The 11,549-nt window shown below is 62.8% G+C and carries 11 protein-coding genes; 8 read left to right on the forward strand and 3 right to left on the reverse strand.

The window, feature by feature from the left end:
• Positions 1–179: 179 nt before the first annotated feature.
• Entirely contained in the window at positions 180–1,238 is a 1,059-nt protein-coding gene (locus HX803_RS30545) for an FUSC family protein (RefSeq protein WP_178925813.1), read from the reverse strand.
• A 151-nt stretch (positions 1,239–1,389) separates the two neighbouring features.
• Positions 1,390–3,006, reverse strand: a complete 1,617-nt coding sequence (locus tag HX803_RS30550) for an NADP-dependent glyceraldehyde-3-phosphate dehydrogenase (RefSeq protein WP_178925814.1) — start codon at positions 3,004–3,006, stop codon at positions 1,390–1,392.
• A 127-nt stretch (positions 3,007–3,133) separates the two neighbouring features.
• On the opposite strand from HX803_RS30550, the gene HX803_RS30555 reads away from it, so the two are divergent.
• Complete coding sequence (locus HX803_RS30555; RefSeq protein ID WP_178925815.1) at positions 3,134–4,009, forward strand: Dyp-type peroxidase; 876 nt, start codon at positions 3,134–3,136, stop codon at positions 4,007–4,009.
• Positions 4,010–4,132: 123 nt separating this feature from the next.
• Here the strand turns inward: HX803_RS30555 and HX803_RS30560 are convergent, their stop codons facing one another.
• Complete coding sequence (locus HX803_RS30560) at positions 4,133–4,615, reverse strand: winged helix-turn-helix domain-containing protein (protein ID WP_178925816.1); 483 nt, start codon at positions 4,613–4,615, stop codon at positions 4,133–4,135.
• 703 nt (positions 4,616–5,318) lie between these two features.
• Here HX803_RS30560 and HX803_RS30565 point away from each other — a divergent pair.
• The 7 genes from HX803_RS30565 to HX803_RS30595 all read left to right on the forward strand — a co-directional run bounded on the left by HX803_RS30565 (position 5,319) and on the right by HX803_RS30595 (position 11,050).
• A complete protein-coding gene (locus HX803_RS30565; RefSeq protein ID WP_016969018.1) occupies positions 5,319–5,480 on the forward strand; it encodes a hypothetical protein in 162 nt (53 codons plus the stop codon).
• Positions 5,481–5,602: 122 nt separating this feature from the next.
• On the forward strand, positions 5,603–6,487 hold the full coding sequence (locus HX803_RS30570) for an FHA domain-containing protein (RefSeq protein WP_178925817.1): 885 nt from the start codon (positions 5,603–5,605) through the stop codon (positions 6,485–6,487).
• A gap of 64 nt (positions 6,488–6,551) precedes the next feature.
• Positions 6,552–6,908 carry a hypothetical protein gene (locus HX803_RS30575; RefSeq protein WP_178925818.1) on the forward strand — a complete coding sequence of 119 codons (357 nt, stop codon included), beginning with the start codon at positions 6,552–6,554 and terminating at the stop codon, positions 6,906–6,908.
• On the forward strand, positions 6,908–7,243 hold the full coding sequence (locus HX803_RS30580) for a tetratricopeptide repeat protein (protein ID WP_372339953.1): 336 nt from the start codon (positions 6,908–6,910) through the stop codon (positions 7,241–7,243). The genes HX803_RS30575 and HX803_RS30580 overlap by 1 nt, the downstream gene beginning before the upstream one ends.
• The gene (gene sctV, locus HX803_RS30585; protein ID WP_178925819.1) at positions 7,240–9,378 is read left to right on the forward strand and encodes a type III secretion system export apparatus subunit SctV; all 2,139 of its coding nucleotides are present in this window, start codon (positions 7,240–7,242) and stop codon (positions 9,376–9,378) included. Before HX803_RS30580 ends, sctV begins: the two co-directional genes overlap by 4 nt.
• A complete protein-coding gene (locus HX803_RS30590) occupies positions 9,375–10,655 on the forward strand; it encodes a type II and III secretion system protein family protein (RefSeq protein WP_178925820.1) in 1,281 nt (426 codons plus the stop codon). The genes sctV and HX803_RS30590 overlap by 4 nt, the downstream gene beginning before the upstream one ends.
• Positions 10,656–10,669: 14 nt before the next feature.
• Positions 10,670–11,050, forward strand: coding sequence for a hypothetical protein (locus HX803_RS30595; RefSeq protein WP_178925821.1), 381 nt, complete (start codon positions 10,670–10,672; stop codon positions 11,048–11,050).
• Positions 11,051–11,549 lie beyond the last annotated feature (499 nt).

Here is an 11,549-nt window from a genome sequence, read left to right on the forward strand (position 1 = left end):
CAAATCCCAGGCAAAAAAAAACCCGCTGGGGCGGCGGGTTTGATGTGAAGCATTTGTAACGGATGAGGCTTCACACTACGGCTCGCGATGTGAATAAAACGTGAAAAGTTTGTAAGGCAAAGTGTGAAAACGTCGAGATGTGTAAACGTTTCTGAGTTTTTCCATTGCGCCGGTCGAATTCAGATTTTCCAGCGGCCGGCGCTCTTCGCCAGGCGCTGGCGCATCGCGTCCACGTTCTGTGCCAGTTGCACGGTCAACAAGCGATAACCATCCAAAGCGCTATAAACCGGCGCGTCCAGCGCGGGTTCTGCCCCGATGTGGCTGGGACGCTCCAACCGCTCCGTCACCCCCGACTTCAACGCCCGCGCCATCCCCACCAATTGCACGCGGATCTGCCGGTGCTCGGCCTTCAACATCACCTGCATCCGCGCGCTCGCCTGCTCGTCACGCGGGTCCGGCCGCGTGTTGCCCAGAATCTCCAGGGTGCTGATGCACATGCGCAGGTGCCGCTGGATCGCATCCAGCTCGGTCATGGAAATGCGCACTTCCTTGGACACCGACGGCATCAGCGAGCGCAATTGCAGCATCGCCGCGTTGAGGCGGTTCATTAGCTTGAGGTGCTCGTCATCGGTGACCGACCGCCCGTTGATGATCCGGCTGTAAATCTCAGCGCAGTCACGCAACGCGCTGGCCAGGTTGTAGCGCCACGAGTACACCGCATACAGCGGCAGGGCGAAGGAGAAGGCCAGTGCCAGCACAATACCGATCAGGATGTCCACGGTACGCCACAGGCCATCGGAGATCGGATTGTCCCCGTGGCCTGCGACGATAAACACCGTGATCGCCGACAGCAGCGCGATGTACCCGCCCTTGCCGATGGCGTGATAGGAAAAGAACCCGCACACCACCGACATCAACAGGTAGGTCAAGAGCGGCTGGCCGAAGTAAGCCTGTTGCAGCACCAACAACAAACCGACGCTGGCGCCGATCAAGGTGCCGTAGGCGCGCTCCACGGCTTTCTTGCCGATGTTGCCGTGGTGCTGCAGGCCGCCGATCACGATCAGCATGGTCACCGACGCCCATTCCCCGTGGGGCAGGTTGATGCCGGTGGTCAGCAGGATCGTCGCCAGCAAGCCAATGGACACGCGCACGGCGTGGATCAACTTGGCGTGGCGGTAGCGGCGGTAGGGGTCGAGCAGGGGGCGCAACAGGCGCCGGGCAAACAAGGGCAGGTTCATCGGTAATAAAAGGGCCTCGGTTCCAGGGCTGTACACAAACACGTGTGGGAGCGGGCTTGCTCGCGAAAGCGGTGGTTCAGTCACTGATGTATCGAATGACACTCTGCCTTCGCGAGCAAGCCCGCTCCCACATTTTTGACCGGCGTAGTTCTCAGAAAATGTAGTCAGTGGTCAGGAAGCTCGAATCGCGGTTGCGCAGGATATCGCTGACCAGCGCCTTGTTGCTCTCCTGGAACTTGGTCGCCACCAGCGTGCGGATCGAGAACACCCGCAATGCGTCATGCACCGACAGCGTGCCCTCGGCCGAATTCTTGCGCCCGTTGAACGGGAAGGTATCCGGCCCGCGCTGGCACTGGGCATTGATGTTGATGCGGCCGACCTGGTTGGCGAAGGTATCCACCAGGCGCCCGACTTCCACGGCGTTGGTGCCGAAGAGACTCAGCTGTTGGCCGAAGTCCGAGTCCAGTACGTACTCGATCACGGTTTCCAGGTCGCGGTACGGCACGATGGGCACCACCGGGCCGAACTGTTCTTCGTGGTACACGCGCATCTGCGGGTTCACCGGGTACAACACTGCCGGGTAGAAGAACGACCCACGGCTCTCGGCGCCATGCTCATTCACCACTTTGGCGCCGTGCTGCGCGGCATCCGCCACCAGCCCGTTGAGGTAATCCACCTTGCCCACTTCGGGCAAGGGCGTCAGCGCCACGCCGTCTTCCCACGGCATGCCGGGTTTGAGCGTGGCCACCTTCTTGTTGAATTTGTCGATAAAACTGTCAACCACGTCTTCATGCACAAACAGGATTTTCAACGCGGTGCAACGCTGGCCGTTGAACGACAGCGAACCGGTAACGGCTTCACTCACCGCGTTGTCCAGGTCCACTTCAGGCAGCACGATGCCAGGGTTTTTCGCGTCCAGGCCAAGGGCAGCACGCAAACGGTGTGGCTTGGGGTGCAGCTTTTTCAAATCACTGGCGGCCTTGTTGGTGCCAATGAACGCAAAGATATCGATCTTGCCGCTGGCCATCAGTGCGCTGACGGTTTCGCGGCCGCTGCCGTAGATCACGTTGATCACCCCGGCCGGGAAGCTGTCTCGGAACGCCTCCAGCAACGGGCGGATAAGCAGCACGCCGAGCTTGGCCGGCTTGAACACCACGGTGTTGCCCATGATCAGCGCCGGGATCAACGTGGTGAACGTTTCGTTGAGCGGATAGTTGTAAGGGCCCATGCACAACGCCACGCCCAGGGGTACGCGGCGGATCTGGCCGAGGGTGTCCTGCTCCAGCTCGAAACGGCTGCTGCGGCGGTCGAGTTCCTTGAGGGCATTGATGGTGTCGGTGATGTAGTCGCAGGTGCGGTCGAATTCTTTCTGCGAGTCCTTGAGGTTCTTGCCGATCTCCCACATCAGCAGCTTGACCACCGCTTCGCGCTGTTCACGCATGCGCCGCAGGAAGGCTTCGACATGCTGGATCCGGTCAGCCACGCGCATCGTCGGCCATTCACCCTGGCCCCGGTCGTAGGCGCGCACGGCGGCGTCCAGGGCGGTGAGGGCGGTGTCGGCGTCCAGCAGCGGTGTGCTGCCAATGTGTACGCGCTCTTCACCGAATTGCACCGGGCTTTGTACCCGGGCCAAGGGGCCGTTCCACACGTGCAACTGGCCATCGACCAGGTAATCCCGTTGTTCAATGGGCGCTCCGAGCTGGAATTGCGCGGGAATCTCGTCGGCGGTGGCGGGAAACAGCTGGGCGAGCAGGTTGTTGGTGGTCATGTCGCTACCCCTGGAATAGTTGCAAAACATGACTAGAGAGTCACCCAACAACAGGCTCTATGGCAAGGCTTGCGCGCTTTCTTCTACGCCTGCGGGTAAACTGCGCGGCTTTTCAGAAGGAGTTCACATGAGTCAGTACCAGCCGGGCATTCTTGCCGCACCGGTGCCGTTGCAGGCACGCCATCTGTTTTTTTCCGTGGAAAGCCTGGCCGCTGTGCCCGCAGCGCTGGACGCCCTGGTGCAGTTGGCCGATTCGGCGGCGGTGGTCGGTTTCGGTGAGCCGCTGGTAAACGCTTTGGGTGTTCACATTGATGGCCTGCGCCCATTCCCGGCCGTCAGCGGCCCGGGCGCGCACAACCCGTCGACGCAGCAGGCGTTGTGGGTGTGGTTGCACGGTGTGGATCGCGGTGAACTGCTGTTGCGCAGCCGCGCGTTTGAAAAAGCACTGGCCCCGGCGTTTCGCCTGGTGCAGATGACCGAAGGCTTCCGCTACAAGACCGGTTTTGACCTGACCGACTACGAAGACGGCACCGAAAACCCCCACGACGACGCCGCCGTCGAAGCCGCCCTGACCGACAGCGGCGCCAGCTTCGCCGCGATCCAGCAGTGGCAGCACGACCTCGACGGTTTCGCCGCGCTGCCGGCCCAGGAGCGCGACCACATCATCGGCCGTCGCCATGGCGACAACGAAGAGCTGGACGACGCCCCGGCGTCCGCCCACACCAAACGCACCGCCCAGGAAAGCTTCACCCCGGAAGCCTTCGTGGTACGCCGTTCGATGCCATGGGCCGAGAACGGCCAGGCCGGGTTGATGTTCCTCGCGTTCGGCCACTCCTTCGACGCCTTCGAAGCACAACTGCGCCGCATGAGCGGCCTGGAAGACGGGATCGTCGATGGCCTGTACCGCATCAGCACGCCGTTGACCGGTGGCTACTATTGGTGCCCGCCGATCAAGGACGGGCACCTGGACCTGAGCGCACTCGCCCTCGCGTCGCACCGATAAACCCGTAGGAGCCGGCTTGCCAGCGATGGCGGTGCGTCAGCTTGCATCGCTGCAACGGATAGACCGCAATCGCCGGCAAGCCGGCTCCTACAGTGGGCGCGTCGTGCCCCCCCATCCTCTTGATCAGCTGTTCTGCCTATCCCCATGCGCCGCCTGGCGCTGCGCGAACAGCGGCATCATCCCGGCGCCCCGGCAGTGGCGGCAGCCATACACCCCCAGCACCACCGGCTCCTTGACCACAGGTTTGGGCGCAGGCGCCTGTTCGAACCAGGTGGGCGCGACGAAGCGATAACCCTGACCCGGCGCCGTGGCGATGTAGAACGAATCGTCGTCGTTCAGGGCACGCCGCAGCGTCTTGATCTGGGTGCGCAGGTTGCATTCTTCCACCACCAGCTTGGGCCAGGCGATGTCCAGCAGTTCGGTTTTCTCCAGCAGTTGGCCGGGCCGCGAGGCGAGGGCGATGAGCAAGGTCAGGGCGCGGTTGCCCAGGGCCACGGGTTGCCCGTGCTTGAGCAGCAGATGACGTTGGGGCAGCAGGCGGAACGGGCCGAAGTGGATCTCGAAGGAAGCGTCATCGGTGAGGTAGCTGCGGGTCGGGTACGTCATGTCATTTAACCTTTAGGCGTTGGAATCACAGCCCGGTGCGGCTCCCTTTTGCGCCGGGTTGCAGGGGAGGGTCAGGTCTTGATTGCAGGGATCGGATAGGCACTCATGGATCACCTGGAAGTTCTTTCATATAGCAATGCCTGCGAACTAAGGGGTTTGGCTATTAGTGCAACTGTACTAATTCGTTTGGGGAAATTAGTTGCCAACGCGGTTTAAGGTCACTCGCGCCGAGCTATCAAACGCGATCATTAAGTCGCTTTTGTTACAAATGGAAATATCTGGAAAGTTGGGCAAAGGGCTATTAGCGAAAAATGTGAAGTTGTCCCGAAAAAAGTTGTGAAGGTGTGACCTGTCAGTCACTTCGGTGCGGGGTGGGTGGGCAGCAAGGCTCGATGAGTCGGGGTGAGAGCCCCGTAAACAGGGGGCTCTGTCGTGTCTTGAATTTTTTATAAAAGTTCCATGACCTGAAGGCGGTGAATTTTTCTCAACGCCAGGTTGAGCCAAACCTTTCACACGGCGTATCTGAAACGTTTCACAAGCTTTCACAGCGAAGGCGTTTTGATCCTGAGTAGTATGGATCCCATGCAAACCAACGGCGGTTCGAAAGCTCACTGTCTGACGTTTTGGGCATTCACCGGTTTGCATACTTTCAGCTTGCTGTTGCGCAACTGAATAACTTCCCTATCGATGCAAGGAGATGAACATGGCTGATGTCCCACCAGTAAAAGCAGGCGGCGCCGACGACGCTATCGCGAAGATGGAAGCGACCTTCAACATGGCTATCGAGAAGTCGGCCAAGATCACCGAAATCAGCACCGCGAAAAAAGCGGAGCTCGACGCCACTAAACAGCGTCCGCAGAACTGATTCGCCAAAACGGGCGGCGCCGGCGCTGCCCGTTTACCTCCTGATTGTTGACCCCGTTGCACCGTTGTTGATCGGCACAGGCGTGCCTGCGGCCTGTGATTCTCAAGGGGGCAAACCCGAACATGACAGCCTTGATTTCTTTGGGCCCGGTCGCCGGTATTGGCGCGCCGACCCTGACAGTGACCGGCGGTTTGCACCAGGGCAGTTCCCTGGTGCTCGACCAGCCGGTCTATACCATCGGCGCCGAACTGGCGGCCGATCTCGTACTCAGCGATCCCGGCATTGCCGGCCTGCACTTGCGCCTACGTTTCGAAGGCGGGCAAGTGGCGGTCGAAGCCCTGGGTGGCGAGGTGCTGATCGCCGGTCTGGTGCGTATCCCCCAGGGCAGCGGCCATCGCGCGCGACTGCCCTTGCAACTGCGCATTGGTACGGCAGGCGTGAGCCTGGCATTGCCGGCGGGCGCAGAACAACCTGTGGCCGCACCGCGCAAGTGGACGCCGTGGATCGTCGCCACGGCGTTGCTGTTCATTTGCGCGGGCGCGTTGGCGTTTCGCAGCGAAGCGCCGCTGATCCCCGCAGCCGCCGTGGCCGAAACGCCGCTGGTGAAAAAACCTTCCCGCGAGCAGGCCAAAACCTGGCTTGAACAGCAACTGCTGGCGGCCCATCTGGACGGCATCAAGGTCAGCAACGGCAACGGCCAGCTCAGCGCCGTGGGCACCTTCGAGCAATCCCAGAAGCCGCAGTGGCTGGCCTTGCAACAAGCCTTTGACCAGCGTTACGGCCAGCAAGTGGTGCTCAACCCCCGGGTGACCGCGCGCGCGGATGCAGCGCGGCCGCGTGTGCGGTTCCAGGCCGTGTGGTTCGGCACCAATCCCTATGTGATCAACGACAGCGGCAAGCGCCTGTACCCCGGCGCGGCACTGGCGGACAACTGGGTGCTGGAGCGCATCGAGAACAACCAAGTGATTCTCGCCCGAGGCGAGGAGCGCTTTACCTTCACGTTATGAGCCTGCCCATGGAATGCACACGATCCAACCGTAGGAGCGCCCTACGCCCAATACGAGCCCATGCATGAAAGTCGAACCCCGCCCGCTCATCCAAAGTGACGTACGCAGCGCCCCCGTCGAAGCCATTCGCCCGGTCAGTTCGCGCCAGGCGACCGCGTTCGAAGCGGTCCTCAAGACCCGCAAGACCCAGACCCGCCGCTCCCTGCGCAGTGACCTTGAAGCACTCACCAGCGCTGCCGGCGTCGACTCGTTGCTGTTTGGCAGCGCACGTTCCCTGGAGCTGCTGGAGCACGTGATGGAACACATCCTGCCCACCCTGGACGCCGAGCCGCACATCAAGGAACTGGCCACCGAGTTGATCGGCGAAGAGATCGAGATGCGCCGCAACCTCGAACAGCAACGCTCGGAGGTGCATGCCTGATGGCCCGCGATAACGACGACGCCGTGCAACTGCTCAAGGGCATTGGCGAGCTGTACCGACGCAATGGGCAGTCCCAGCGTGCCCTGGTGATGTTGCTGATCGCCGTCAGTGTCGCGCCCCACGACGGCGTGCTGCTGCGTTCGTTGGTACTGGCGTTCACCGACAGCGGCGACGCCCCCCGTGCGTTGGGCGCCCTGGACCGTCTGGTCGCCCTGGAAGGCGAATCCGCCAGCCTGTTGCTGCTGCGCGCCCGCGCGCTGTGGTACGGCGAGCGCAAGGACGAAGCGCGCCAATGCTTCAAACGCTACCTGGCCGCACGCAGGGCTGGCGCATGAGTGCACTAAACCGCCTGAACAACCTGGCCCGCCTCGCGGCCCAGCGCACCGACGTGATCATTGTCGCTTTTATGCTGATGGCGATTGTGATGATGATCATCCCGCTGCCCACCTACCTGGTGGATGCGCTGATCGGCCTCAACATTGCCCTGAGCATCCTGATCCTCATCGTCGCGTTCTACATCGGCCATTCCGTGGAGTTCTCCGCGCTGCCGCCGCTGATCCTGCTCAGCACGCTGTTCCGCTTGTCGCTATCGATCACCACCACGCGCTTGATCCTGCTGCACGGCGACGCCGGCCACATCGTCAAGGCCTTCGGTGACTTCGTGATCGCAGGCCAAGTGGTGGTGGGCATGGTGGTGTTCCTGATCATCACCGTGGCGCAGTTCGTGGTGATCACCAAGGGCGCCGAGCGCGTGGCGGAAGTGGCCGCGCGCTTCACCCTGGACGCGATGCCCGGCAAACAGATGAGCATCGACAACGACCTGCGCAACGGCGATATCGACCAGGCCGAAGCCCGTCGCCGTCGCTCACGCCTGGAGCGTGAAAGCCAGATGTTCGGCGCGATGGACGGCGCCATGAAATTCGTCAAAGGCGACGCCATCGCCGGCCTGGTGATCCTTGCGGTCAACCTGCTGGGCGGCATGCTGATCGGCATGATCGAGCGCGACATGCCCTTTGGCGTGGCGGTGCACACCTACTCGCTGTTGACCGTGGGTGATGGCCTGATCGCACAGATCCCGGCGCTGCTGATTTCGGTGGCGGCGGGCACGGTGGTGACCCGTGTGAACAGCGACGGCGAAGCCGGCGACCTGGGCAGCGAGATCATCAAGCAACTCGGTGCCAGCTACCGTGCGCTGGGGTTGACCGCGCTGATCATGATCGGCGTGAGCCTGTTGCCGGGCTTCCCGACGTGGGTGTTCATTGGTTTATCGGCGGTGTTTGGTGGCGCAGCGTTCGTGATGTATCGCCGTCACAATCGCCAGCCCGAGGACGAGGTGCAGGTGCTGGCCGAGGCGCCGGAACCGGTGGTCGACGTGCAAGCCGAACTGGACGACAACCTGCTGCCCGACACTCGCGTGCTGCTCACTCTTGGCAGCGGCTTGTCCCAGAGTGCGCCGCGCCAGTTGCTGCGCCAGCGGGTCGAGGCGTTGTGTCACGACATTCGCACCGATCTGGGCGTGGATGTGCCGGTGCCGGGCATCTACATGGAAGCCAAGGCCACGCCCGGCAGCTTCCGCGTGTCCCTGGAAGGCGTGCCGGTGAGCGAAGGCGAGTTGCCGATCAACTGCCTGCTGCTGCAGGACGACCCGGTGCATGTGCAGTTGCTGGACATCGCCACCGAGCAGGCCGACTCGCCGCTCAACGGCCGCAGCGCGCACTGGATCGAACGCCAGCACGAAGACACCTTGCGCAACGCCGGTATCGGTTTCCTGTTGCCCGATGAAGTGCTGCGCGGTGTGCTTGAACGCAGCCTGCGCCGCTACGCCGCAGACTTCCTCGGTATCCAGGAAACCCGCTTGCTGCTGGAGCGCACCGAAGCCACCTACGGCGAACTGGTCAAGGAAGCCTTGCGCCTTGTGCCTCTGCAACGGGTGGCCGAAACCCTGCGCTTGCTGGTGGGCGAAGGCGTGTCGATCCGCAACCAGCGCGCGTTGCTCGAAGCCATGGTGGAGTGGGGCGCCCGCGAAACCGACGCCGGGCGCCTGACCGAGCACCTGCGTGCCGCACTGGCGCGGCAGATCAGCCATCAGTACGCCGACCGCAACCGCGTCATCGGGGCATTGGTCTTGGCGCCGGGCCTGGAAGACCAGTTGCGCGCGTCCCTGCGCCGCCAGGAGCCCCAGCGTGAATTGATCCCCGAAGACATCAGCCGCGCCTTGCTCGCCCAGTTGCGCCAGGCCTGCGAGAACACCCGTGAGGTCAACAGCGCGGTGTTGCTGGTGCACCCGGAACTGCGCCGCAGCCTGCGTCGCCTGGTGCTGCGCGGCGAGCTGGACCTGGCGGTGCTGTCGTTCCGCGAGCTGGCCACCGAGTACAACCTGCAAGCGCTGGTGACCATCAGCCTCACCGATATTTCCAATCGTCGCGCGCCTGCCGCGGCTTCCGTCACTTCCCTGGCGTCTGCCTCATGATGCGTTTTTGTGTGCTGTTGTTCGCGTTGATTTGCACTGCCAGCCAGGCTCAGGAAATTGCCACCGGCGCCGGGGGCACCCTTAACCTGGCGTCCGGTGAAGGGCGCATCCTGCACTTTGTGGCACCGGTGGATTCGGTGCTGGTGGCCGAGCCGAACGTGGCCGACCTGCAAGTGGTGTCCCCGGGTACGCTCTACATCTTCGGCAAGGCACCGGGCAATACCAGCCTGATCGCCTTGGGCAACGACGGCAAACAACTGGCCAGCCTGACCTTGTCGGTCAGCAGCGGCACCCAGGCGGTGACGGCGCCGATGCAGGAACTGCACCCCGGCAATGGCGCGCAGATCACCGGTGCTGGTAACCGCCTGATCGCCAAGGGCACCGTAGGTTCGGTGGCCGAAGCCACTGACCTCAACGCGCTGCTCAATCCCCAGGGCCAGGGCTTTCAAAGCGCGATCAACACCACCGAATACACCGGCGCAGCCCAGGTGAACCTGCGCGTGCGGTTTGCCGAAGTGTCGCGCTCGGAACTGCTGCACTACGGCGTGAACTGGAACGCAATGTTCAACAACGGCACGTTCTCGTTTGGCCTGATCACCGGTGGCCCGTTGGCGGCCGCGACAGCGGGTGGCCTGGCGACGGCGGGCACCGGCTCCGGCAATGTGAACATCGACGGCATGCTCGACGCGCTGCAGGCCAACGGCATTCTGCAGATCCTCGCCGAACCGAATATCACTGCCATGACCGGCCAGACCGCCAGCTTCCTCGCGGGTGGCGAAGTGGCGATCCCGGTGCCGGTCAACCGTGACCTGGTGGGCATCGAATACAAGTCGTTCGGGGTGTCGCTGCTGTTCAACCCGACCTTGCTGCCCAACGGCCGCATCGCCCTGCAAGTGCGCCCTGAGGTCAGCAGCGTGGTCAGCGGCGGCACCGTGGACTTCGGCAACTTCCACGTGCCGTCCTTCAGCGTGCGCCGTGCCGATACGCGGGTAGAAGTCGGCAGCGGGCAGACCTTTGCCATCGCCGGCCTGTTCCAGCGTGAAAGCAGCCAGGATATCGAGAAACTGCCGTTGCTGGGCGACCTGCCGATCCTGGGCAACCTGTTCCGCTCCAAGCGCTTCCAGCGCAATGAAACCGAACTGGTGATTTTGATCACGCCTTACCTCGTGGAGCCGGTGCGCGGTCGCACCCTCGCCACGCCCCTGGACGCCCAACCGGCTACCGCAGCGGCCACCGGACCGCGCAGCGGCGGGGCGTTCGGTTTCTACATGAATTGATGAGGGGGCCTGCGATGACGGCTTTGCGTGTGTTGATGCTGTTGCCCCTGGCGCTGATGGGCTGCCAGACCCACTTGGCGCCGGCGTATTACTCCTCCGAATACCGGGCGGATGGTTTGCCGACGCAATGTCAGCAGCCGCCGGCGACGGACACCGTTGGCCTGGGCGAGGATTTCAAGCCGACGCTGGCGTTGGGGTGTGCGAATAATTTGAATCTGATGCAGATGGTTGAGCGCAAGCAGGACCTGACCCAGGGCCGTGCGACGGGCCCGGCCATGGCGGCGCCGGTCGGGCGGGCGGCGCAGGTGTATATCGAGGGGTTTGATCGTGAGCAGTTGCAGCGGCGCAAGGATCAGCAAGAGGCCAAGGCTGGTGCAGCGGGGGGGCAACAATGACCTCCTTTTCTGGCACCCGGTATCTTTCTGATTCCCCACATCCCAACTGTGGGAGCTGGCTTGCCTGCGATGACGCCCACCCAGCCACCCCAACCCTACCTGACACCCTGCATTCCAACTGTGGGAGCTGGCTTGCCCGCGATGGCGCCCACCCAGCCACCCCAACCCTACCTGACACCCCGCATTCCAACTGTGGGAGCGGGCTTGCTCGCGAAAGCTTTGTGTCAGGCGCTAGAGGTTTTGGGGTGGAGTACATATCCATTGCTGCGGTAACGGCGACTTATGGTTCCGCTCTTACAGCGGGTCACTTTTGGAAAGGCCGGAAGCCGGCCCAGCCAAAAGTAACCAAAAGGCCTTCGCCCCACCACTCGGCACCTCGCCTAGGCTCGGTGTTCCCTCACTCCGGCTTGAATCCGTGGGCCGCCGTCATGGGCCATCCCTGGCCCAGGACGGCTAACCCGGCGTCCTGCCGGGTCACCCACGGATTCAAGCCTGCGTT

Source organism: Pseudomonas sp. P7548 (assembly GCF_013386585.1).
Classification (GTDB): Bacteria; Pseudomonadota; Gammaproteobacteria; order Pseudomonadales; family Pseudomonadaceae; genus Aquipseudomonas.

Coding starts and splice junctions, on each gene's coding strand:
- HX803_RS30595 (WP_178925821.1), top strand. CDS start 10,670: ATGACGGCTTTGCGTGTGTTGATGCTGTTGCCCCTGGCGCTGATGGGC.
- HX803_RS30550 (WP_178925814.1), bottom strand. CDS start 3,006: ATGACCACCAACAACCTGCTCGCCCAGCTGTTTCCCGCCACCGCCGAC.
- HX803_RS30555 (WP_178925815.1), top strand. CDS start 3,134: ATGAGTCAGTACCAGCCGGGCATTCTTGCCGCACCGGTGCCGTTGCAG.
- HX803_RS30575 (WP_178925818.1), top strand. CDS start 6,552: ATGAAAGTCGAACCCCGCCCGCTCATCCAAAGTGACGTACGCAGCGCC.
- HX803_RS30570 (WP_178925817.1), top strand. CDS start 5,603: ATGACAGCCTTGATTTCTTTGGGCCCGGTCGCCGGTATTGGCGCGCCG.
- sctV (WP_178925819.1), top strand. CDS start 7,240: ATGAGTGCACTAAACCGCCTGAACAACCTGGCCCGCCTCGCGGCCCAG.
- HX803_RS30545 (WP_178925813.1), bottom strand. CDS start 1,238: ATGAACCTGCCCTTGTTTGCCCGGCGCCTGTTGCGCCCCCTGCTCGAC.
- HX803_RS30560 (WP_178925816.1), bottom strand. CDS start 4,615: ATGACGTACCCGACCCGCAGCTACCTCACCGATGACGCTTCCTTCGAG.
- HX803_RS30565 (WP_016969018.1), top strand. CDS start 5,319: ATGGCTGATGTCCCACCAGTAAAAGCAGGCGGCGCCGACGACGCTATC.
- HX803_RS30590 (WP_178925820.1), top strand. CDS start 9,375: ATGATGCGTTTTTGTGTGCTGTTGTTCGCGTTGATTTGCACTGCCAGC.
- HX803_RS30580 (WP_372339953.1), top strand. CDS start 6,908: ATGGCCCGCGATAACGACGACGCCGTGCAACTGCTCAAGGGCATTGGC.